The organism is Achromobacter sp. JD417, assembly GCF_041879325.1.
Lineage (GTDB): Bacteria > Pseudomonadota > Gammaproteobacteria > Burkholderiales > Burkholderiaceae_B > Achromobacter > Achromobacter mucicolens.
Genome location: NZ_CP087159.1, coordinates 66,830 through 89,614, shown reverse-complemented (window position 1 = coordinate 89,614; position 22,785 = coordinate 66,830). Strand labels below are relative to the sequence as shown.

The 22,785-nt window shown below is 64.5% G+C and carries 21 protein-coding genes; 15 read left to right on the top strand and 6 right to left on the bottom strand.

From position 1 onward, the window contains the following. From LN047_RS00430 to LN047_RS00415, 4 genes are all read right to left on the bottom strand, one after another. A complete protein-coding gene (locus LN047_RS00430; RefSeq protein ID WP_373980892.1) occupies positions 1-813 on the bottom strand; it encodes a pentapeptide repeat-containing protein in 813 nt (270 codons plus the stop codon). 567 nt (positions 814-1,380) lie between these two features. Next, positions 1,381-2,019, bottom strand: coding sequence for a class I SAM-dependent methyltransferase (locus LN047_RS00425; protein ID WP_373980891.1), 639 nt, complete (start codon positions 2,017-2,019; stop codon positions 1,381-1,383). A 51-nt stretch (positions 2,020-2,070) separates the two neighbouring features. After that, on the bottom strand, positions 2,071-2,397 hold the full coding sequence (locus tag LN047_RS00420) for a hypothetical protein (RefSeq protein WP_373980890.1): 327 nt from the start codon (positions 2,395-2,397) through the stop codon (positions 2,071-2,073). A 124-nt stretch (positions 2,398-2,521) separates the two neighbouring features. Further along, complete coding sequence (locus tag LN047_RS00415; RefSeq protein WP_056327713.1) at positions 2,522-3,715, bottom strand: acetylornithine transaminase; 1,194 nt, start codon at positions 3,713-3,715, stop codon at positions 2,522-2,524. Positions 3,716-3,943: 228 nt separating this feature from the next. Here LN047_RS00415 and LN047_RS00410 point away from each other — a divergent pair, with 228 nt between their 5' ends. From LN047_RS00410 to LN047_RS00365, 10 genes are all read left to right on the top strand, one after another. After that, positions 3,944-4,909, top strand: a complete 966-nt coding sequence (locus tag LN047_RS00410) for a Bug family tripartite tricarboxylate transporter substrate binding protein (protein ID WP_373980889.1) — start codon at positions 3,944-3,946, stop codon at positions 4,907-4,909. A gap of 207 nt (positions 4,910-5,116) precedes the next feature. Then, complete coding sequence (locus LN047_RS00405; protein WP_373980888.1) at positions 5,117-5,890, top strand: SDR family oxidoreductase; 774 nt, start codon at positions 5,117-5,119, stop codon at positions 5,888-5,890. A 22-nt stretch (positions 5,891-5,912) separates the two neighbouring features. Continuing rightward, positions 5,913-6,176, top strand: a complete 264-nt coding sequence (locus LN047_RS00400; RefSeq protein ID WP_373980887.1) for a hypothetical protein — start codon at positions 5,913-5,915, stop codon at positions 6,174-6,176. A gap of 118 nt (positions 6,177-6,294) precedes the next feature. Further along, entirely contained in the window at positions 6,295-7,200 is a 906-nt protein-coding gene (locus tag LN047_RS00395) for a LysR family transcriptional regulator (RefSeq protein ID WP_056327709.1), read from the top strand. Positions 7,201-7,400: 200 nt separating this feature from the next. Continuing rightward, entirely contained in the window at positions 7,401-8,183 is a 783-nt protein-coding gene (locus LN047_RS00390; protein WP_373980886.1) for a transporter substrate-binding domain-containing protein, read from the top strand. A gap of 16 nt (positions 8,184-8,199) precedes the next feature. Beyond that, positions 8,200-8,868, top strand: a complete 669-nt coding sequence (locus LN047_RS00385) for an amino acid ABC transporter permease (protein ID WP_108696637.1) — start codon at positions 8,200-8,202, stop codon at positions 8,866-8,868. Beyond that, positions 8,865-9,521, top strand: a complete 657-nt coding sequence (locus tag LN047_RS00380; RefSeq protein WP_063954198.1) for an amino acid ABC transporter permease — start codon at positions 8,865-8,867, stop codon at positions 9,519-9,521. Before LN047_RS00385 ends, LN047_RS00380 begins: the two co-directional genes overlap by 4 nt. Next, positions 9,502-10,239, top strand: coding sequence for an amino acid ABC transporter ATP-binding protein (locus LN047_RS00375; protein ID WP_142052026.1), 738 nt, complete (start codon positions 9,502-9,504; stop codon positions 10,237-10,239). Before LN047_RS00380 ends, LN047_RS00375 begins: the two co-directional genes overlap by 20 nt. A gap of 243 nt (positions 10,240-10,482) precedes the next feature. Next, complete coding sequence (locus tag LN047_RS00370) at positions 10,483-10,665, top strand: CsbD family protein (protein WP_056327704.1); 183 nt, start codon at positions 10,483-10,485, stop codon at positions 10,663-10,665. Positions 10,666-10,723: 58 nt separating this feature from the next. Continuing rightward, positions 10,724-10,852 carry an entericidin A/B family lipoprotein gene (locus LN047_RS00365; RefSeq protein WP_056327784.1) on the top strand — a complete coding sequence of 43 codons (129 nt, stop codon included), beginning with the start codon at positions 10,724-10,726 and terminating at the stop codon, positions 10,850-10,852. A 150-nt stretch (positions 10,853-11,002) separates the two neighbouring features. Here LN047_RS00365 and LN047_RS00360 read toward each other — a convergent pair whose 3' ends face one another. Continuing rightward, the gene (locus tag LN047_RS00360; RefSeq protein ID WP_373980885.1) at positions 11,003-12,142 is read right to left on the bottom strand and encodes a DSD1 family PLP-dependent enzyme; all 1,140 of its coding nucleotides are present in this window, start codon (positions 12,140-12,142) and stop codon (positions 11,003-11,005) included. Between the two features lie 264 nt (positions 12,143-12,406). On the opposite strand from LN047_RS00360, the gene LN047_RS00355 reads away from it, so the two are divergent. The 4 genes from LN047_RS00355 to gluQRS all read left to right on the top strand — a co-directional run bounded on the left by LN047_RS00355 (position 12,407) and on the right by gluQRS (position 17,304). After that, positions 12,407-13,369 (top strand): TAXI family TRAP transporter solute-binding subunit, encoded by a 963-nt coding sequence (locus LN047_RS00355; protein WP_223573802.1) that lies wholly within the window; start codon positions 12,407-12,409, stop codon positions 13,367-13,369. Between the two features lie 238 nt (positions 13,370-13,607). Then, the gene (locus tag LN047_RS00350) at positions 13,608-15,632 is read left to right on the top strand and encodes a TRAP transporter permease (RefSeq protein WP_373980884.1); all 2,025 of its coding nucleotides are present in this window, start codon (positions 13,608-13,610) and stop codon (positions 15,630-15,632) included. Positions 15,633-15,880: 248 nt separating this feature from the next. Then, positions 15,881-16,339 (top strand): DUF494 family protein, encoded by a 459-nt coding sequence (locus LN047_RS00345; RefSeq protein WP_056327700.1) that lies wholly within the window; start codon positions 15,881-15,883, stop codon positions 16,337-16,339. A gap of 86 nt (positions 16,340-16,425) precedes the next feature. Further along, the gene (gene gluQRS / locus LN047_RS00340) at positions 16,426-17,304 is read left to right on the top strand and encodes a tRNA glutamyl-Q(34) synthetase GluQRS (RefSeq protein ID WP_373980883.1); all 879 of its coding nucleotides are present in this window, start codon (positions 16,426-16,428) and stop codon (positions 17,302-17,304) included. A gap of 60 nt (positions 17,305-17,364) precedes the next feature. On the opposite strand, the gene LN047_RS00335 is transcribed toward gluQRS, so the two are convergent. Beyond that, positions 17,365-19,989, bottom strand: coding sequence for a GDYXXLXY domain-containing protein (locus tag LN047_RS00335; protein ID WP_373980882.1), 2,625 nt, complete (start codon positions 19,987-19,989; stop codon positions 17,365-17,367). Positions 19,990-20,051: 62 nt separating this feature from the next. Between LN047_RS00335 and LN047_RS00330 the strand changes: the two genes are divergently transcribed. Beyond that, a complete protein-coding gene (locus LN047_RS00330; RefSeq protein WP_373980881.1) occupies positions 20,052-22,703 on the top strand; it encodes a DNA topoisomerase III in 2,652 nt (883 codons plus the stop codon). The last annotated feature ends 82 nt before the right edge of the window (positions 22,704-22,785 follow it).

Sequence of the window (22,785 nt, the reverse complement as noted above, 5' to 3'; positions counted from 1 at the left end):
CTACCGAGCATATCTTCGATATAGCACTGTTATTAATAAACCCAGCACTACAACGCGTAGCGTTACGAGAAATCCAAAAACCATCGGATGTGTTTTTATAGTATCAGGATCCACTAATGCCAAATCCAGGACGGCAGATGCTGATATCAAAGCGTTTCGGCCGATTTCCGAAAACAGCGCAGCGTTTATCAACACAGCGTCCTGCTCCGCAAACACCAGAATCGTCCCCGAAAGCAAAACAGCCACCGAGAGCCATAAAAGCAATCGAAGTGGAGAAAGGCCGTATCCCCATGCCAGACCCTCAACCGTTAAAACTAGATACTTTAAGAACGCCGCCACCTTTTCCGACGGGGAATATTTTCTATAGTAAGAATTTTTACTTGAAAATAAATTTTTATAATGCTCAGTTGTAGCTTTCAACTCGCCTGAAAGAAGACTATTGTTAGCGTCCTGGTCTCCCATAGAAGTGGCATTTGAACGGAGAGTCCGTATTAAATCGCGTTTTTTGTTCGGCTGGTCAGGCAAATTCTTAGAAATCTCTACGTGTGACACGAGCGTAGTGAAAAAAGTAGCATACGAAAAGTCGCACATCGCAAAAGTTGCAGACCGAAAATTGCATGAAATAAACCTGGTTCCGACGAATTTACAATTCTCAAACTTAGCATTATGGAAGTAACCGCGTTCAATTACGCAATAGCTAAAGTCGCAATCAACAAAACGTATTTTTTTCCCAGCGACATCACAAAGGTTCTGCCCGGAATAATTCTGTTCGCACGAACCGTGATTTTTGAAATAGTCTTTTTGATTATTCATAGCATCCAGAGTTATTGGATTAAAGCCACAAAGCAGCGGTTCTGAGATCGATGCAGGCCCTCTAGAGCGACGTCTTTCGATCTGAGACGGCAACTATTTCAGAGCACGCTTAGTTTTCAGCGGGTCAACTGGGCGGCCAGCCTATTTCCCAGCGGGATCGAATTCCCTCCCCAGCCCACAACGCTCCTAAACTGCCCCATCAATTTGCACTTACAGCGCTGCCTTAAATCATCCTCATGAGAGCTGTCACATGAGCATGTCGCAGCACGACGGATTTCGGAATTTAGTAGATTTAAAAATGGCCCGCAAGCATGGGTTATTCTTGCACTCGGCCAATTTGGCGCTAACGATAGATCTCACCGCAGCCACGACCTATGCATGCAAAAATCAGCCACCGCGTAAGATGTTTGCGTGACAGCATTTTTATTTCGCATGGGCCCGGCCGGGGGCTTGAGCAGATTAGCAGCCAAGACGGCCAGAATCGTTCACTGGAAACGCTCAGCCCGTTGGCCTAGAACACAAAAATTCTGACACTCCCACAAAATCCGGACACTCCCCAATCTCGCCTCACCGCTCCTCGCGAACACCCGCCTTTTCTTTACCTTGCTTCGCCACCCACACCGTCGCCCCCCCACACCCGGCATCTTCCACCACATGCCGCACCACCTCAAACCCACCCCCCCCCAACAACTGCCGATACTCCGCCCCCTCCAAACTCCCGTGATACAACGCCCGCCCTTCAAACTCCCCAATCGCCTCACCCAACCCCGGCCCGCTCGTAAACATCAACACCGCCCCCGGCGCAGCCAACCGCCCAAACTCCCCAAACATCCCCCGCTGATCCTCTGGCGTTAAATGAAAAAAGCTATGCCAAGCGATCAATCCATCAAATGGCCCGGCGACAGGCATCTTGCGCATATCCGCAGCAATCCACTGATGCTCAGGAAACGCCGCCTTCGCCCGATTCAATAACGGCACTGACGTATCCACGCCGGTGATCCGGCAACCACGCTCAATCAGATACTGAGCAATCGGCACCCCAAACCCACACCCAATATCCAGCACCCGCGGACTTGCCCCCGGCAGCAGCGCCAGAAACGCATCCAACCATGCGCGCTCGATCAGCCCCATCCCACGCAGCCGCACAAACGCATCGGCATGCTCCCGATAGATCGACACCACGTCATCAGCAGGCGACTTGGACATCTTCAAACTCCCGTAACGGCGACCCAAGAACGCAGACCCTCAACGAGCGAATCACCCGCAAACGCCCGCATCCCCATGGAAGCACTCCCAAGCCTCCGCCTCAATATCCTCAATCACCACTCCATCCTCACCCGCGATGGTGAACTGCTCCTGGCTATCGCCAATACTCCCCGCCCCATCCAACCCCAGCAGCAGCGAATACATCGTGTCCCGCAGCGCCAGATCCAAAACGCCACGCACACCCTCAAGCTGTTCCGGCGACAACCCCAACCCCCGCACCTTGGCCGCGACGGCACTCCCGCTGTCCGCCGCCATGAACGTCTCCAACAGCTCGCCCCGCAACGCATTCCAGTTGCCGACAAATTCCTTCGCGTCCATTCGATTCCCTTAAACGTGTCCCAACCCGCGGCCGCATATCCAACCCCAACCGCGATCCAGTCAACCCAAAAAAACAGGGGCCGCATAATCGCGGCCCCTGCATTCACTACTCTCTAAAACCTCATCAAGCCTTACGCACCTGCGCAATCAGCGCATCCAGTTGCTTGAGCATCGAATCCACTTCCTCAGCCGTCACATTCAGCGCGGGCATGAAGCGCAGCAGATTCGGACGCGGCGCATTCAGCAGCAGACCTTCCGGCGCCTGATTACGCGCAGCCTCGACAATCGCCGGACCATCATCGCGATCCATCACCAGCGCGCGCAGCAGGCCCATGCCGCGTTCGCCCTTCATGCCGTACTTGGCCGAGATGGCCAGCAGGCCTTCGGACAGTTGCTTGGCGCGGGCGTTGACCGCGTCCATGAAGCCGGGCGCGACCAGCGCGTCGAAGACGGCGACGCCGACTGCGGTGGTCAGGGGGTTGCCGTTATAGGTGCCGCCTTGGTCGCCGTGCTGGAACACGCTGACTTCCTGACGGGCCAGCAGGGCGGCCAGCGGCACGCCGCCGCCGATGCCCTTGGCCAGCGTCATGATGTCGGGGACGACGTCAAAGTGCTGGTAGGCGAACATCTTGCCGGTGCGGCCCATGCCGGTCTGGACTTCGTCGACGATCAGCAGCAGCTGGTTTTCGTCGGCCAACTTGCGCAGGCCCTGCATGAATTCTTTGGTGGCGGGCAGCACGCCGCCTTCGCCCTGGACGGGTTCCAGCATGATGGCGACGGTCTTGTCGTCGATCAGCTTGCGCACGGATTCCAGATCGTTCAGTTCGGCCTTGGGGAAGCCTTCGACCTGCGGGGCGAACATCTTGTCCCAGCCCGGCTTGCCCGAGGCGGACATCGTTGCCAGGGTGCGGCCGTGGAAGCCGTGGTTCATGGTGATGATCTTGTAGGCGCCGTTCTTCTTGACCTGGCCCCACTTGCGCGCGAGCTTGATGGCGCCTTCGTTGGCTTCGCCGCCGCTGTTGGCGAAGAAGACGCGGTCAAAGTCGGATGCGCCGGTCAGGCGCTGGGCCAGCTCGATCGAGGGGATGTTGTAGAACGCCGGCGACGGGTTCATCAGCTTTTGCGACTGTTCGACCAGCGCGCGCTGCATTTCGGGCGCGGAGTGGCCCAGGGTGTTCACCGCCCAGCCCTGCACGAAGTCCAGATATCGCTTGCCCGCGTGATCCTCCAGCCAGGATCCCTTGCCGCTGACGAACACGAGGTCCGGGCGGGAGGTGATCTCCATGAGGGTGTTGACGTTGAACTGGCTGAATTCCATGGCGGTTCCTGCGGGATGTAAGGACAGGGGATGAAGGGAATTTCGGGGAACTTCCCCGGGGGAAGCGCGAAAAGGCAAATGTAGCACCGACGGGGGGATGCTATCGTGACGCTACCCCTCCGATCTGCCCCGGGCCGGCCTCACAAGGGCTGCCAGCGCGGGCACTCTATTTTATGCAGGCGATGCGCCCCTCGCGCGCCGTCCGCCGTCGCTTTTTACTGACCAATCATGAAACGTATTCTTTCCAGTCTTGCCGCCGGCCTGGCGTTGGCCGCCGCCATGACGCCCGCTCACGCGGAGTATCCCGACCGTCCCATCCGTCTGATCGTGCCGTTCCCGCCGGGGCAGGCGACGGACATTTTTGCCCGCGCGCTGGCCGAGAAGCTGGGCGCGGCGGTCAAGCAACCCATCGTGGTGGAGAACCGCGCGGGCGCGGGCAGCAATATCGGCATGGAGCAGGCCACGCGCGCGGCGCCGGACGGCTACACGCTGGTGATCGCGGGCAGCGCGGCAGCGGTGAACCAGACGCTGTACAAGACCATCAACTACAGCCTGACCAAGGATTTCGCGCCGGTGTCGGGCGTGTTCTCGGTGCCGCTGATGTTCCTGGCGACGCCTGCGTCGGGCATTACGTCGCTGCAGCAACTGGTGACGCAGGCGCGCGCCAATCCTGGCGAGCTGGCGTATGCCAGCGCGGGTATTGGCGGCACGCAGCATTTGTCGGCCGAGATGTTCAAGGCAGCGGCGAATATCGACATTCGCCACATTCCGTACAAGGGCAGTGGCCCGGCGCAGGCGGATTTTCTGGGGCACCAGGTGCCGCTGATGGTGGACTCGGTGACGGCGGGCCTGCCGCACGTGCAAAGCAAGAAGGCCGTGGCGCTGGCGGTGACGACGGCCAAGCGGTTGCCGCAGCTGCCGAATGTGCCGACCGTGGCGGAATCGGGTTATCCGGGGTTTGAGGCGATTGGCTGGGCTGCGGTGTTGGCGCCCAAGGACACGCCTGCGGAGATCACCAATGCGCTTAGCAAGCAGATCGGGCAGGTGTTGAATACGCCGGAGATGCAGAAGTTCTTCCGGGATCGTGGGGCGGAACCGATGCCGCTGACGCCTGAGGCGACCGGGACGTTTATTGCCGCGGAAGTGGACAAGTGGGGCAAGGCGGTGAAGCAGTCGGGCGCGCAGGTGGATTGAGCGCGATTGGCGACAGCCGTCGATACAAGCCGTCCTTCAATAGGGGCGGCTTTTTTGTTGCCGGTTGCTGGACACCGCACACACCGCGCGCCGCGATTGGGTGGTTTTTCTGGATGATCCATCCAGCTTCAGGTGGTTTATCGGGCGCGGGCGCTTGCCTAAGCTCGAAGCTTCATCGACATCCGAAACACCTGAAGGAGATTTTCCATGGCGGACCATTCGATCAAGGGCAAGGTCGCGATCATTGCGGGCGGGGCGAAGAATCTGGGCGGGCTGATTGCGCGCGACCTGGCCGAGCAGGGCGCCCGCGCAGTAGCGATCCACTACAACAGCGCGGCATCCCAGGCAGAGGCCGAGGCGACCGTGGCCGCGGTTCAGGCGGCGGGCGCGAAGGCCGTGGCGTTGCAGGGCGACCTGACGACGGCGGCGGCGGTGGAGAAGCTGTTTGCCGATGCGGTGGCGGCGGTGGGCCGGCCGGATATCGCGATCAATACGGTGGGCAAGGTGCTCAAGAAGCCCATTACCGAGATCAGCGAAGCTGAATACGACGAGATGACGGCGGTAAATTCCAAGACGGCGTTTTTCTTTCTGCGCGAGGCGGGCCGGCACGTCAATGACAACGGCAAGGTGTGCACGCTGGTGACGTCGCTGCTGGGCGCCTTCACGCCGTTCTATGCGGCCTATGCGGGCACGAAGGCGCCGGTGGAGCATTTCACGCGTGCGGCGGCCAAGGAGTTTGGCGCGCGGGGGATTTCGGTGACGGCGGTGGGACCGGGGCCGATGGATACGCCGTTCTTCTACCCGGCCGAGGGCGACGACGCCGTGGCGTATCACAAGACCGCGGCGGCGCTGTCGCCGTTCAGCAAGACTGGACTGACGGATATCGAGGACGTGGTGCCCTTCATCCGCCATCTGGTCAGCGACGGCTGGTGGATCACGGGACAGACCATCCTTATCAACGGCGGTTACACGACCAAGTAGGCGTCAGGACAGGGAGCGCGGCATGCATATGGCAATGGTGATCGGAGGCGGCGCGGTACTGCTGGGGGTGTTTCTGCTCTTTGGCAAGCTGTGGGGCGGCGATGCGGCAGCGCTGGCGGGGGCGGCCAAGGCGTTCATTCCCGTCTGGCTGGTGGTGTCGCTGGTGAACATGTGGGTGGGCGTCACCCATGCTGGGTACAGCGTGCGCGAGGAATTGCCGATTCTGGCGATCGTATTGGTGGTGCCGGCGGCGCTGGCTGCCCTGGCGATCTGGCGCAGCGCCTGACGCGGCTGGGCGCCCCCCGATTGCGGCTATGCTTTTGGTGCCTTGCGCGCGCCCCCGGGCAACGGGAGGGTGCGCGCAATTCCGTTGTCCCGTCCCACCGCATCGCCACAGGCCGCTCATGGACCGATTCGACCAGTATCGCGTGTTCGCGCACGTTGCCGAGATGGGCAGTTTCATCAAGGCGGCTCATGCCCTGGACGCGCCCCGGGCCTCCGTCTCGGCCGCCATCCAGCAATTGGAAGCGCAGCTTGGCGTGCGGCTGCTGCATCGCACGACCCGGCAAGTGCGGCTGACGGCCGACGGCGAGCAACTGCTGGAACGCGTGTTGCCGCTGCTGACGGAAGTCGAAGACATCGACCAACTGTTCCAGGCGAGCGAGCGGCAGGTGTCGGGCCGCCTAAGCATTGATGTGCCCAGCCGCGTGGCGCGCCGGCTGATCGCGCCGCAATTGCCCGGCCTGTTGCGCCGCCATCCGCGATTGCAGGTGGTGTTGAGTTCCACTGACCGCGCCATTGACCTGGTGCAGGAGGGCGTGGACTGTGCGGTGCGCATCGGTACGCTGCACGACAGCAGTCTGGTCGTGCGGCCGCTGGGCAGCATTGCGCTGATCAACTGTGCCAGTCCGGCTTACCTGCGCGAGCACGGCGCGCCAATGCACCCCGAGGAACTGGGCGGCCACTGGGCCGTGGGGTATGCGTCACCGAAGACCGGCCGCGAGCTGCCCTGGGAATCCGTGTCCGCCGATGGCGGCGTGCGCCAGGATACGGTTCGCAGCCGGGTGGTGGTGAACAACGCAGAAAGCTACATCGCCTGCTGCCTGGCGGGGCTGGGCCTGATCCAGATACCCCGTTTTGACGTGCAGCATCTGCTTGAAGCGGGCGAACTGGTGGAAGTGATGCCGGCCGCGCGCGCGGCGCCGATGCCGGTATCGCTGCTGTATCCGCACCGCCGCCAGCGCACGCGGCGGCTTACCGTGTTTCAGGAGTGGTTTGAAGGTTTGATGGCAGGTTACGTGGACGCCTGAGGCCGCGCGATCCAAAGCGGTGCGGATACGCCCGTCTGCGGCGCATCCGCCGCACCATTGCGGGGCGTTTGCACGAACCTTGCGCGCCCTCTTCCCGGGACGCCCACATGGCACAGAACTTGCATCTTCTCGCTTTGTATACCGACTTGGTGTGCAACGCGCTGACCCGACCGGGCAGTGCGGGCCCTGGAGAGTTCCTTATGAAACGCAGAACCCTGTTGCTGTCCCTTTGCGCCGCCGCCAGCATCCTGGCCGCCCCTGTGTCGCACGCCGACGCGCTGGACGATATCGTCAAGGCGGGCGTGATCAAGATTGCGGTGCCGCAGGACTTTCCGCCGTTTGGGTCGGTGGGCGCCGACATGAAGCCGCTGGGCTATGACATCGATACCGCGCAGTTGATCGCCAAGCAGCTGGGCGTGAAGCTGGAACTGGTGCCGGTGACCAGCGCCAACCGCGTGCCCTACCTGCAGACCAAGAAGGTGGATCTGGTGATCTCCAGCATGGGTAAGAATGCCGAGCGCGAGAAGGCCATCGACTTTTCCGACGCGTACGCGCCATTTTTCAACGGCGTGTTTGGCCCAGCGGACCTGAAGGTGTCGTCCGCCGCGGATCTGGCGGGCAAGACCATCGGCGTGACGCGGGGCGCGGTGGAAGACATCGAGCTGACCAAGATTGCGCCCGAGTCCGCCACGGTCAAGCGCTATGAGGACAACAACGGCACGATCACGGCTTTCCTGTCGGGCCAGGTGCCGATGATCGCGACGGGCAACGTGGTGGCCGCGGCCATCCTGGCGCGCAATCCGCCCAAGAAGCCGGAAACGAAATTCCTGATCAAGAATTCGCCGTGCTACATCGGCCTGAACAAGGACGAACCGAAGCTGCGCGCCCGCGTGAACGACATCCTGGCCGCGGCCAAGCGTGACGGATCGCTGTCGGCGATTTCGCAGAAATGGCTGGGCGCCGAACTGCCCAAGGATCTGTAGGCTGCGCGAGGCCGTCATGGCTTACCAGTACGACTTTTCCTCGGTGTTCGAGTACACGCCGGTGCTGATCAAGGGCATCGGCGTCACGATCGAACTGATCGCGTTCGGCGCGGTGGCGGGCGTGGCCCTGGGCATCGCCTGCGCCTGGGTGCGCACGCAGGGCCCGGCGTGGCTGCGCGCGCCGGTCACCGCCTATATCGAGCTGATCCGGAACACGCCGTTCCTGATCCAGCTCTTTTTCGTGTTTTTTGGCCTGCCGTCGCTGGGCATCCAGCTGGGCGAGATGCAGGCGGCGTGCCTGGCGATGGCACTGAACCTGGGCGCCTATAGCGCCGAGATCATCCGCGCGGGGATCGACGCCACGCCGCGCGGGCAGTACGAGGCCGGCGCCAGCCTGGCGCTGTCGCGCCTGCAGGTGTTCCGGCACGTGGTGCTCAAGCCGGCGCTGATGCGCATCTGGCCGGCGCTGTCTTCGCAGATCGTGATTGTGATGCTGGGATCGGCGGTGTGTTCGCAGATCGCGGCCGAAGACCTGACCTTTGCCGCCAACTTCATCCAGTCGCGCAACTTTCGCGCGTTTGAAGTGTATTTCGTGACGACCGGGATCTATCTGGTGCTGGCGGTGCTGCTGCGCCAGGTGCTGCGCCTGACCGGACGGCGGCTCTTTCGCAAGGCGGCAAGATGATCGAGTTCTCGACCTGGGACATCGTGCGCAACCTGCTGCTGGCGGCGCGCTGGACCATCGTGCTGTCGCTGGCGGCCTTTGCGGGCGGGGCGCTGATGGGGTTGCTGGCGCTGATGATGCGCACGTCGCGCGTGGCGGCGATGCGCCGCATCAGTTGGGCATACATCGAACTCTTTCAGGGCACGCCGCTGCTGATGCAGCTGTTCCTGGCGTTTTTCGGGCTGTCGCTGATCGGCGTGGAGGTGCCGCCGTGGCTGGCCGCCGGGGCGGCGCTGACGCTGTGGTCGGGCGCGTTCCTGGCGGAAATCTGGCGTGGCTGCGTGGAAGCCGTGCCGAAGGGACAGTGGGAGGCATCGGCCAGCCTGGCGCTGGGCTACGTGCAGCAGATGCGCTACGTGGTGCTGCCGCAGGCGCTGCGCATTGCTGTCGCGCCGACCGTGGGCTTTGCGGTGCAGATCGTCAAAAGCACGGCGCTGACCTCCATCATCGGCTTCACGGAACTGTCGAAGGCAGCCACCGTGATCACCAACGCCACCTTCAGTCCCTTCACTGTCTATGCCTGCGCCGCGCTGATCTACTTTGCGCTGTGCTGGCCCCTGTCGCGCCTTAGCCTCCGGCTGGAAAGGAAGTTGCATGCCCCTCATCGCCCTTGAAGACGTCCGCAAACGGTTCGGCGACAACGAAGTCCTGAAAGGCGTGACCTTGCGCGTCGACCCCGGCGAGGTCATTGCCATCATCGGCAAGAGCGGCTCGGGCAAGAGCACGCTGCTGCGGTGCATCAACGGGCTGGAGCAGATCGACGGCGGCGCGATCATGGTGGCCGATGCACAGTTGGGCGATGACGAGCTGCGCCTGCGCGCGTTGCGGCTGAAGGTCGGGATGATTTTTCAGCAGTTCAACCTGTTTCCGCACCTGACGGTGGGGCGCAACGTGATGCTGTCGCCCATGGTGGCCAAGCGCGTGCCCGAGCGCGAGGCCGAGGACATGGCCCGGGCCATGCTGACCCGCGTGGGCCTGGCCCACAAGTTCGACGCCTGGCCGGACGAACTGTCCGGCGGCCAGCAGCAGCGCGTGGCGATTGCCCGCGCGCTGGCGATGCAGCCGCTGGCGCTGTTGTGCGACGAGATCACGTCGGCGCTGGACCCGGAGCTGGTCAATGAGGTGCTGGCGGTCGTGCGCGAGCTGGCTGCCGACGGCATGACGCTGTTGATGGTGACGCACGAAATGCGCTTTGCGCGCGAGGTCTGTGATCGCGTGGTGTTCATGCACCAGGGGCGCGTGCACGAGATCGGTCCGCCGGAGCAACTTTTCACGGCGCCGGCCACGCCGGAATTGCGGCAGTTTCTGGGGATGACGAATCTGGCGGCGTGAGCTTGGCGGTATCAATCAGGGCGGGGGGGCTGACCTTAATGTTCCGCCCCCGTTTGAAGGCGGGTATCGGGCCGTTCACGCACTCCCTTTTGCGCCCACCCGAAAGTAAAAATGCACCACCCGTCCTGGTGCGCATGCCTCTATCGCGGGTGCGGCGCGGTTCCTATATTGGACTTGTCCGCCGCCGGACTCCGGGTTTCCCCGGCGCGGTTTCACCCCACCTGAAACCTGAGGATCGATGACATGGACAAGGACCGCATCAAGGGCGCCGCCAAGGAAGTGAAGGGCGCGATCAAGGAAACAGCTGGCAAGGTGACGGGCAACACCCGCACCGAAGCCGAAGGAAAAGTGGAAAAGACCGAGGGTAAAGTGCAGCGCAATGTAGGCGAAGCGAAGGATCAGGCACGGGACTTGCTGGACAAGTAATTGCGGCTGCCGTTCGGCATGACCCGCACTGTCCAATGAATGCCCGAAGGAGAAGAAAATGACCCACCGTATTTGGCTTGCACTGATGCTCGCGATTACCGCCGTGACCGCCGGTTGCAACACGATGGAAGGTGCCGGCAAAGACATTGAAAGGGGCGGGGAAAAGATCCAGCAGCAGGCCAAGTAAGCGCTTGCGGGCTGCATCCAAAGGTCGGCGCGTTGACGGCGCGCCGGCCTTTTTTCGTTCTTGCGAAACGCGGGATGGGCGGGGCATGAGGAGTGCACGGTCGATCGTGACCGTGCACCGCGCCAGCTGGCCTGCCCTCAGAAGGACCTATTAGCGCGAAAAGCCGCGCGCCGAGATTTCCCAGATATCCTCGACCACGCCATCGCGCACCACCACCAACCCATCATGCAGGTTGAACGTGGGGTCCACGTGCGACGGCACCAGGCGCAGCACCGCGCCCAGGTCGGGCCCCTGCGCCCCCGGTTCCACGCGCACGACGCCGTGCTCGTCGTTGATGGCGGTGTACGTCAGCCCGGGTTCGCCGAAGATGGCGGGCGGGCCGCATTCCGCCGTAGTGGACTTGAGCCCCGCGTCCAGGATCACCCGGTCGGGCGCCGGCTTGCTCATGACCGTGGCCAGCACGAACAGGCTGTTCTCGAACGCCAGGGGGCCGTCCCACTCGTTGGCGCCATAGTCCCCGTCCATGAAAGCGTAGGAGCCGGCCTGCAATTCGGTATAGACGCCGCTGGCCGCATCGAACTCGGCGCTGCCCGTGCCGCCGCCGGTGATGGTGTCGCAGGCGATGCCGCTCTCGCGCAGTAGTTGCGCGTAGGACGCCGCGATGCGCGCCGCCTGGCGGCTGACCTCGGCGCGCTCCTCGCGCGTGCGGTAATGCTGCACCGAGCCGTGATAGGCCTGCAGGCCGGCAAAATTCACGCCGGGCAGGTCGCGCGCCTGCTGCGCCAGCGCCAGCACGAGGGCGTCGTCGGACACCCCGCAGCGGCCCTGGCCGACGTCCACTTCCACCAGCACGTCGATCTGCGCGCCCGCTTGCACCATGGCCTCAGAGACCTGCAACAGGTTGTGCGCGTTGTCCACGCACACGCTGACTTTTGCCACGCGCGCCAGCTGACCCAGCAGCGCCAGCTTGGCCGGACCGACGACTTCGTTGCTGATGTGGATGTCCTGGATGCCGGCGGCCACAAAGGGCAGGGCTTCGCTGACCTTCTGGCAGCAGATGCCGCGCGCGCCCAGCGCCAGCTGCCGCAATGCGATTTCGGGGCATTTATGCGCCTTGGCGTGCGGGCGCAGGGCGACGTCGTGGCGGTCGGCCCAGGCCTGCATCGCGCGCAGGTTGGCTTCAAAAGGCGCCAGGTCCAGCACCAGGCTGGGCGTGTCGACGCGGGCCAGCGGATCGCCTGGCTGTGCGGGCGGGGGCAGCGCAATGCCGCGTATGACTTCCTGGGACATCCTGATGACTCCGTAGTCTGACTGCTTGAGGGGTTGCGCACGCATAACCAAAGCGGGACCACCCATAACCAAAGGGGCAATGCACCCCCAGGTAAACGATAGCCCCGTAACCATTGGCTACCAGAGGGCGGCATGACAGAATTTCATCATGAAAACGGCCCCCAAGGGGAGGCCCATTTCCGGCAGGCGGCCACGCCGCGCCGGCGATGACAAAACGCACCTCGTCACTCGACAGACCTGTCATTTCGTATTGGAGAAGCTCGCATGAAACTCAAGCATTGGATCACCGCCCTGACCGTCGCGGTCGCCGCCGTGGGCGCCACCGGCACCGCGCAGGCCCAGCAGTTCTTCCGCATCGGCACGGGCGGCACGGCCGGCACGTATTACCCGATCGGCGGCATCATCGCCAATGCCGTGTCGCAGCCCGGCAAGCTGGTGGCCACCGCCGTCGCTTCCAATGGCTCCGTGGCCAACATCAACGGCATCATGGGCGGCTCGTTCGAGGCCGGTTTCACGCAGTCGGACGTTGCCTACTGGGCCTACACCGGCACCGGCACGTTTGAAGGCAAGCCCAAGGCGCAGGACCTGCGCCTGATCGCCACCCTGTACCCGGAAAGCATCCACCTGGTGACGCGCAAGGGCGCGGGCATCAAGAGCGTGGCGGACCTGAAGGGCAAGCGCGTGTCCATGGACGAGCCCGGCTCGGGCACCCTGGTGGACGTGCGCCTGATCCTGGGCGCATACGGCATGACCGACAAGGACATCAAGGCCGAATACCTCAAGCCCAACCAGGCCGGCGACAAGCTCAAGGACGGCGGCCTGGACGCGTTCTTCTTCGTGGGCGGCGCGCCTGCCGGCGCCATCGCGGAACTGGCTTCCAGCGGCGCCGGGATCGAGATCGTGCCGCTGGTCGGCCCCGAGATCGACGCGCTGCGCGCCAAGCAAGAGTTCTTCACGCCCGACACCATTGCGGCCAACACCTACCAGAACGTCGGCGAAGTGAAGACCATCTCGGTCAACGCGCAGATGGTCACGTCGGCCAAGCTGCCCGAACAGGTGGTCTACGACGTCACCAAGGCCCTGTATAGCGATGCCACGCGCAAGACGCTGGACAACGGCCACGCCAAGGGCAAGCTGATCACCCGCGACAACGCCATCAAGGGCGCCGGCATCCCGTTCCACCCGGGCGCCGAGAAGTTCTACAAGGAAATCGGCCTGCTGAAGTAGGCCCCCCCCGAAGCGCCGTTGGCGCTTTCCCCCCAGGGGGCGCCGGTGGCGGACCGGCGGAGCCGGATCCGCGCGGCCCCGCTTTCGGGAGGCCGGGGTTCTTTATTCCGATTGCTTGCCTTTGATGAGGTGGCGGATCGTTGCAGGTTTTTATGTGGCGGCATTGGCTCTTTGCCGCCTTTGAGCAGGGCCGCCTATGCGCGGCCCTGCTTGTTGAATCATCTTGAGAATCACCGCGATGCAAATCGACCACGAGAAAACCCAGCAGCTGGCGGAGAAGTACGACTCGGAAATCCGCTTCCGGCCGCTGGACAAGACCGCCACCTGGATCGTCTCGGGCCTTCTGGTCACGCTGTCGATCTTTCACTACTACACCGCCGGCTTCGGGCTGCTGCGCGAAGCCACGCACCGCGGCGTGCATCTGGCGTTCGTGCTCAGCCTGATCTTCCTGGTGTTCGGCTTTTCCAAGTCGCATTACCAGCGCGAGCCCAAGTCGACGTGGTACGCGCCGGGCGGCATCCCCTTGTACGACTGGATCATCGCCGTCGCGCTGGCGCTGTCGGTGCTGTACATCCCGTACATCTTTGAAGACCTGGCGTTCCGCGTCGGCAACCCCCTGCCGATCGACGTCTTCATGGGCTCGATCCTGCTGATCGGCCTGCTGGAGGCCACGCGCCGGGCAATGGGCTGGCCGCTGCCGATCATCGCGATCGTGTTCATGGCCTATGCCATGTTTGGTCCGTACTTCCCCGGTCTGCTGCAGCACGCGGGCAATACCTGGTCCCAGATCGTCAACCACATGTACCTGACGAGTCAGGGCGTGTATGGCGTGGCGGTGGGCGTGGTGGCGACCTACGTGTTCCATTTCGTGCTGTTCGGCGTGCTGGCCACCCGCATCGGCCTGGGCCAGCTGTTCCTGGATGTGGCGTCCACGATCGCGGGCCGCTATGCCGGCGGCCCGGCCAAGGTGTCGGTGTTCGGCTCGGCCATGTTCGGCATGCTGTCCGGCTCCTCGGTCGCGAACGCGGTCACGGTGGGCTCGCTGACCATTCCCGCGATGATCCGCATCGGCTATCCGCGCCACTTCGCGGCAGGCGTCGAAGCGGCCAGCAGCACGGGCGGGCAGATCACGCCCCCGATCATGGGCGCGGCAGCCTTCCTGATGATCGAGTTCCTGGGCATCCCGTACCAGCAGATCGCGATCGCGGGCATCTTCCCGGCCTTCCTGTATTTCTTCGGCATGTTCATGCAGGTGCACTTCGAGGCCAAGCGTGAAGGGCTGCGCGGCCTGACCCCCGAGGAAATGCCCAAGCTGAAGCAGTCGTTCAAGATGCGCTGGCCGACGCTGATTCCGCTGGTGCTGCTGATCGGCGTGCTGGCCAGCGGACGCACGCCTTACCTGGCCGCTTTCGCGGGCATCACGGGCTGCATCGTGGTGGGTCTGTTGAATCCGTTCCAGCGCCTGCGCTTGCGCGACCTGTACGAAGCCTTCGAGACGGGCGCCAAGTACGCGCTGGCCGTGGGTGCCGCGGCCGGGACGGTCGGCATCGTGATCGGCGTGGTGACCCTGACGGGCGTGGGCTTCAAGATCTCTTACATCGTGATCTCGGCAGCCCAAGCCATCGCGGGCGGTGCGGCCACGGTGATTCCCGAAGCCATCGCCAATATGCAGACGCTGACGCTGATTGCGGCGCTGATCATGACCGGCATCGTCTGCATCCTGATGGGCTGCGGCATCCCCACCACCGCCAACTACCTCATCATGGTCGCGGTTGCCGCGCCCACGCTGGTGCAGTTGGGCGTGCAACCCATCGCGGCGCACTTCTTCGTGTTCTATTTCGGCATCCTGGCGGACATCACGCCCCCGGTGGCGCTGGCCGCGTATGCGGCGGCGGGCATGGCGGGCAGCGATCCCTTCAAGACCGGCAACACGGCGTTCAGGCTGGGCATCACCAAGCTCATCGTGCCCTTCGTGTTTGTGTTCTCGCCGTCGCTGCTGATCTCGGTGCAGGGGTTCACCTGGTACGACTTCTTCGTGACCCTGTTCGGCTGCATGGTCGGGCTGGTGCTGCTGTCGGCCGCCTTCTCGCGTTACATGCTGGTCGCCATGAAGAGCTGGGAGCGCTGGCTGTGCACGATCGGCGCGTTGCTGACCATTCTGCCGGGCATCGTCACCGGCCTGATCGGACTGGCCATCTGCATTCCGGTATTCATCCGGCAGCTGGCCGAACTGAAACTGGAGAACGCGCCGAAGTCGGCATGACGTACGCGCCGCGCAGGCGGCGCCATGAAAAAAGGGGCGGACCCAATCGGGCCCGCCCCTTTTTGCTGAATCAGCCATTTTGTCAGCATTTGGGCGCAAAATGGGCGGTCTTGGGCGCATGGTGACGTCCTACAACATCCGCCTTTTCCCCGGTTGCCCGGCAAATTAAATCGGCGTAAAGTAAAATTCATGTTTGCTGGTCTGCCGATATGCGGGCCGACTGTGCAAACAGGCACAAACTGCGCCATATGTTCGATATCCTGGTCTATCTGTTCGAGAATTACTACACGCCTCAGGCCTGTCCTGCTGCCGATGTGCTCGCCAAGCGGCTTGCCGCTGCCGGTTTCGAGCACGAGGACATCGACGACGCGCTCGGGTGGCTGTACGGCCTGGCCGAGACCACCGAAAGGTGCGTCGATCTGGCACAGGCGCCCTCGTCCGGCACCCGGATCTACACCGAGAACGAATACCAACAGCTCGGCACCGAGTCCATTGGCTTCATCGCATTCCTGGAATCGGCCGGCGTGTTGCCCGCGCCCCTGCGCGAGATCGTGATCGACCGGGGCCTGGCCTCGCCGGAAACGCCCGTGCCGCTCTCCAAGATCAAGATCATCGCCCTCATGGTTCTCTGGAGCCAGGAAGCCGAGATCGACAATCTGGTCCTCGAAGAGCTGCTCGACGAAGAAGGCGGCCGCTTGCTGCATTGAGCGCGCGTCCCCGTCCCGCACTCCCTGATTCAACCCTTCAGCCCGCGCGCCTGGCCGCGCGGGCTTGAGTCATTTATTCCGTCCCCGTGACCTACGTCGGCCGCTTTGCCCCCAGCCCCAGCGGCCCGCTGCATGCGGGCTCGCTGGCGACCGCGCTGGCCAGCTGGCTGGACGCGCGCGCGCAGGGCGGGCGCTGGCTGCTGCGAATCGAGGACGTCGACACGCCCCGCACGGTGGCGGGCGCGGCGGACGTCATCATGGGCCAGCTGCAGGCGCTGGGATTGGTCTGGGACGGCGACATCGTCTGGCAGTCGCGCCGCAATGCGGCCTACCAGGCGGCGTTCGACGCGCTTGCCGCGCAGGGCCTGATCTATGGATGCGGCTGCACGCGGCGTGAAATTGCGGACTCGGCGCTACGCGGCCAGACCGCGCCGGGCGCCGACGGGGAAAGACCGTATCCCGGCACATGCCGTCACGGCTTGCCGGCGGGGCGCGAAGCCCGCGCCTGGCGGCTGCGCGTGCCCGACGGCGTGGAGCGCTTCGAGGACCGCTGGCTTGGCCCGCAGGAGCAGGATGTGGCGCAGGCGGTGGGAGATTTCGCCCTGCGGCGGGCGGACGGTCTGTGGGCGTACCAATTGGCGGTGGTGGTGGACGACGCCGCGCAGGGCGTGACGGACGTGGTGCGCGGGGCCGACCTGCTCAGTTCCACGGCGCGCCAGCGCGTGCTGGGCCGCCTGTTGGGCCTGCCGCCGCTGCGCTACCTGCACGTGCCGTTGATTCTGGACCCGGCCAGCGGGCTGAAGCTGTCCAAACAGAATGGCGCCCCCGCGGTGGATACGCGCGCGCCGCTGCCGGCCTTGCAGGCGGCGTGGGCGGCGTTGGGCTTTGCGCCGTTGGCCGCCACGGACTTGACGTCATTCCTGCAGGACGCCACGGCGCGCTGGGCAGCGCGGTTTCCGGGCTGACGCCGCCCGCACTGCCGCGCGCGTTGCCTGCCGGCTGATCCCTGAAGGCCCTGCAACCGCTCACAGCGGCTGCAAGTCTGCCCCCAGCATCCGCACCAGCAACGCTTCGCCATCGTCGGCCACGCGCAGTTCGCCGAAACGCGCGACCTCGTAACGCGCGGCTTCGCCTTCCGGGAAGAAGAACGCATTGGTCACGATGCGCACACCATTGCCACGGACCCGATAGCGCAGCGGCACTTCGGTTTCGGCATGCGGGTGCACGTCGGACTGGATCCGCACCGCCTGCGCCACACCGCGCGAATCCGGCGTCAGCATCACGTAGCCGTCCGGCTCGTAGCCCATGACGCTTTCGGCGTCGTTCTGGTTGCCGCCTAGCCGCAGGCGCGTCACCTCGCGTCCGGCCGCAAAATTCAAGGCCATGTAGTCGCCCTGCATGAGGGAGCGCGGATCGACCGGCACCAGCTCCAGGATGACGACCTTGCCCGACGACAGGAGTTTTTCGCGCTCCCAGATGCCGACGTTGGCCGCGACCAGCACCAGCGCCAGGCCGCCCAGGATGCCCGCTGTGCGCCAGCGCAGGGCCGGGGATACCGGCGGCAGGGGACGCGCTTGAACCGGGGCCTGCGTGCGCATCAGGCGCGGCACCAGCCACACCGCGGCGCGCAGCACGAACAGCAGCACCGCCGCGCCGCTCAGCCACAGCGCCTTTTGCAGCAGCGGCAGCTCCAATTGGTAGTAATAGACGCCCAGGTACGCCAACAGGCTGGCGGCGCCGAAGATCATGACGCGCGGCTGGTTCAGGCCAAATCCCAGCAGCAGCCACGCCAGCGCGAAGCCGACGCCCGGGCTGGGCAGCCAGAACAGCGCCAGCAGCAACAGGCCGATCGGCACGCCCCAGGTGACGCCGCCGGTCAGGAGGCGGCGTCGCGGCCACAGCACGGCCAGCGCGGCGGCCACCGGCAAGAGCGCGCCCGCGACGACCAGGGCAGCGGTGCGCGGCGCAAGCTGCCAGATCGCGGGCAGTTCGGTGACGGCAATGCCGCTTGCCAGCCAGACCATGCCCTGCACGGACAGCAGGAACGCCCACGCCAGCGGCTGCAGCGCATGGCCGCGCCGCGCGCCCACGCGGTGGCTGACGGTGAAGATGACGGCGGTGGCCCAGGCGCCGATGACGCCGATGGGCAGCCACAGGAAGGTGGCCCGGGTCGCGTCGAAACGGATCCAGGCGTCCATCAGGTCTTCCCGCATGAGGTCGGGCGACAGGCCGCGCCAGATCAGGCCGGCGCTGGCCAGCGCGATCAACAGGCCGCTCAGAAAGCGCAGGATCACGTCGGGTCCCAGCGCATAGACTGCGGCCGCCATCAGCAGCACGAAGAAGCTTGCGCTGGCGAACGAGGTCGAACTGGACAGGCCGAAGATGATGAGGATCTGCCCGGTGAAAGCCATGGCCGTGCCGCACTGCCGCCAGAACGGGCCGGCATCGCTGCGCAGCACCGCCACGCCCACGGCGCAGAGCACGAGGCCGGCGACCAGCGCGCCGCTTTCGGTGGTGATCAGGTTGGAGAAGGCGACGAACAGCAAGAGGAGCAGGGTGGCCAGCCACGCGGACAGGCCCAGCAGGCATTGCACGTACCAGGGCGGTTCAGCGCGCGGCACGGCAGCGGGCGCCAACTGGGCCACGGGCGCGCTGGATTCGGCGGGATCGACGGCATTGCCTGCCGAGGCGCCAGCCGGTTCCGCGTCGGCGGCCGGCACGGGGACCGGCGCTTCGTTGCTCATGCCGCGCAGCCATCGGGCGGCCACGACGGCCTCGGCCATGAGCAAGGCGGCCAGCGGCAGCGCCGCCCACGCGCCGGGCTCAAGCCGCCACAACCATTCGCCCACCACGCGCAGCGACACGCAGATGACGCCGGCGGCCAGCATGGCCAGGATGACGAGGTCGCGCCGGCCCCGCTGATAGTAAAGACCGAGCCCCAGCGTGGCAGCGACCCAGGCGACGCCGTTGTAGGTGCCCAGGCCGTCGACGATGAAATCGCCGAACATGAGGGCCAGCACCAGCACGCTGATTGCGATGGCGGCCAGGATGCGCGGCCCGAAGACCGTGCTGGCGCGCCAGCGTCGCGCGGCCATTTCCCAGCCGAACAGCAAGACGAGGTTCAACGCGGCCATGACCAGGCTGGGCAGGCCCGGACCGCCGAAGATCATCATCCACGTGAAGACGCGTTCGCCCAGCCACAGCGCGACCGCAAGATTGAGCACCAGCGCCCACAACAACCACACGGCCTGGCTGCCCGCGGCAAGCGCCCAGGGCAAGAGCAACACTGCCCACCACGCGAACAGTTCCCAGGTATCGGCGCCCGTCTGGTAAGTTTGTCCTAATAGGGCGAGCAGGGCGCCCAGCAAAATGCCGGCCAATGCCAGCAGCGCGCCAGGGATGCTGCGCCGCACGCCGGGCCGGGCGCGCAAGCGCAAACCGGACCACGCGGCGGCCAGCGCGCAGACGGCCAACAGGCCCTGCAACCCGGCAAAGCGCTGCATTTTTGTCATGTCCTGCCAGTTGGCGGCAACCCAGCAGACGGCAGCGCTGCCCAGCAGCAAAACGCCTAGCCACAAGGTGCTTCGCGCCAAAAATTGACGCCAAGCGTGCAGTTCGGATCCCGCTTGCCTTTCAGTGCCGACTTGCATCTGGCGAATCTCCGATCTTATTATCCGCGCTGATACGGCGGGACTACCGCCACTGGAAACACATGAATAAAACGCTGATTATTGCCGAGAAGCCCTCGGTGGCCCTTGATATATCACGCGCCTTGGGAGGCTTCGCGCGCGAGGGCGACTATTTTGAAAGCGAACGTTACGTTCTCGCTTCAAGCATCGGCCATTTGCTCAGCTTGGTCGCGCCCAACGATCCGGTCAAGGGGAAATGGAGCTTCACGCACCTGCCCGTGATTCCGCCGGCCTTCGAATTGGGCCCGACCGACAAGAAGTCCGCCGAACGCCTCAAGCTGCTGGTCCGGCTTGCCAAGCGCAAGGATGTGGACGCCATCATCAACGCCTGTGACGCGGGGCGTGAAGGCGAACTGATCTTCCGCTACATCATTCAGTACGCCGGCGTGAACAAGCCCATCCAGCGCCTGTGGCTGCAGTCGATGACGCAGGCCGCCATCCGCGAGGCCTTTGCCAGCCTGCGCGACGACACGCAGATGAAGCCGCTGGAAGCCGCGGCGCGTTCGCGCGCCGAGGCCGACTGGCTGGTCGGCATCAACGGCACGCGCGCCATGACCGCCTTCAACAGCAAGGACGGGGGCTTTTTCAAGACGCCGGTCGGCCGGGTGCAGACGCCCACGCTGGCTATCGTGGCCGAACGCGAAGAGCGCATCCGCCGCTTCGTGCCGCGCGACTACTGGGAAGTGCGCGCCACCTTCGTGGCGGCCGCCGGCCTGTACGAAGGCCGCTGGATCGACCCGCAATTCAAGAAAGACGACAAAGATCCCGAAAAGCGCGAATCGCGCCTGTGGTCGGCCGCCGCCGCGCAAAGCGTGGTCGCCGCCTGCCGCGAGCAGCCGGGCAGCGTGACCGAGGAATCCAAGCCGTCCAGCCAGATGTCGCCGGCCCTGTACGACCTGACGTCGCTGCAGCGCGAGGCCAACGGCCGGTTCGGTTTTTCGGCCAAGACCACCCTGGCGCTGGCGCAGACGCTGTACGAACGCCACAAGGCCCTGACGTATCCGCGTACCGACTCGCGCTACCTGCCCGAGGACTACATCAGCACGGTGCAGGAAACCATGCGCGCGCTGGCCAAGGGCGGCTCGAACGCCGTGGGCGGCCTGTCGCGCCACGCCGAGACCGTCGTCAGCCAGCAGTGGGTGAAACCCAACCGCCGCATCTTCGACAACAAGAAGGTGTCGGATCACTTTGCGATCATCCCCACGCTGCAGATCCCGCACGACCTGAGCGAAGCCGAGGCCAAGCTCTACGACCTGGTGCTCAAGCGCTTTCTGGCCGTGTTCTTCCCGGCGGCAGAGTACCGCGTCACCACGCGCCTGACCGAAGTGCAGGGGCATCGCTTCCGCACGGACGGCAAGGTGCTGGTCAACCCCGGCTGGCTTGCCGTGTACGGCAAGGAAGCGCAGGGCGAAGACGCCAACCTGGTGCCCGTGGGCGACGGCGAGACCGTGCGCACCGAGGAAATCGAGGCCGTCGGCCTGTCGACCAAGCCGCCCGCGCGCTTTAACGAAGGCACGCTGCTGTCGGCCATGGAAGGCGCCGGCAAGCTGGTGGACGACGAGGAACTGCGCGAAGCCATGTCCGAGCGCGGCCTGGGCACGCCGGCCACGCGCGCGGCCATCATCGAAGGCCTGCTCAACGAAAGCTACCTGCGCCGCGAAGGCCGCGACCTGGTGCCCACCGCCAAGGCGCGCCAGCTCATGACGCTGCTGTCGGGTCTGGACGTGGCCGAACTGACCTCGCCCGAACTCACCGGCGAATGGGAGCACAAGCTCAAGCAGATCGAGCAGGGCGGACTGGGCCGCGAGGCCTTCATGCGCGAGATCGCGCAGATGACGCAGGTGATCGTCAAGCGCGCCAAGGAATACGAGCGCGACACGGTGCCGGGCGACTACGCCACGCTGACAACGCCGTGTCCCAAGTGCGGCGCGGTGGTCAAGGAAAACTACCGCCGCTACGCCTGCACGGCCTGCGACTTTTCCATCGGCAAGCACCCGGGCGGCCGCACGTTCGAGCTGCCGGAAGTCGAAGAACTCCTGGCCAAGCGAGAGATCGGTCCGCTGCAAGGCTTCATCAGCAAGATGGGCCGGCCGTTTGCGGCCATCCTGCGGATCAGCGACGAGTACAAGCTGGAATTCGACTTCGGCCAAAACGACGAGGACGACAACGAAGCCGTGGACTTCTCCGGCCACACGCCGGTGGGCTCTTGCCCGAAGTGCCAGTCGCGCGTCTTCGAGCACGGCATGAGCTACGTCTGCGAAAAATCGGTGGGCCCCGAGAAGTCGTGCGATTTCCGGTCGGGCAAGGTCATCCTGCAGCAGGAGATCTCGCGCGAGCAGATGGAAAAGCTGTTGACCAACGGCCGCACCGACCTGCTCGACGGCTTTGTCTCCAGCCGCACGAACCGCAAGTTCAAGGCGTTCCTGGTGCGCCAGCCTGACGGCAAGATCGGGTTCGAGTTCGAGCCCCGTCCCGAGAAGCCCGGCCGCGCCCGCGCGCCGGCCAAGACGGCAACGAAGACCGCCACCAAGACGGCGGCCAAGACGGCTGCGAAGAAGGCGCCGGCCAAGAAGGCTGCCGCCAAGACCGCAACCAAAACGGCCACAAAAACCGCCACCAAAACCGCGGCCAAGAAAGCCGTGAAAAAGGCGGCGCCCAAGAAGACCACGGCGTAATCCAGCCTGCGCCGCACGACCAAACGCCCGGGAGACCGGGCGTTTTCCATTGTTGGGCAGCAATCGCTGGGGTATTGTTGAC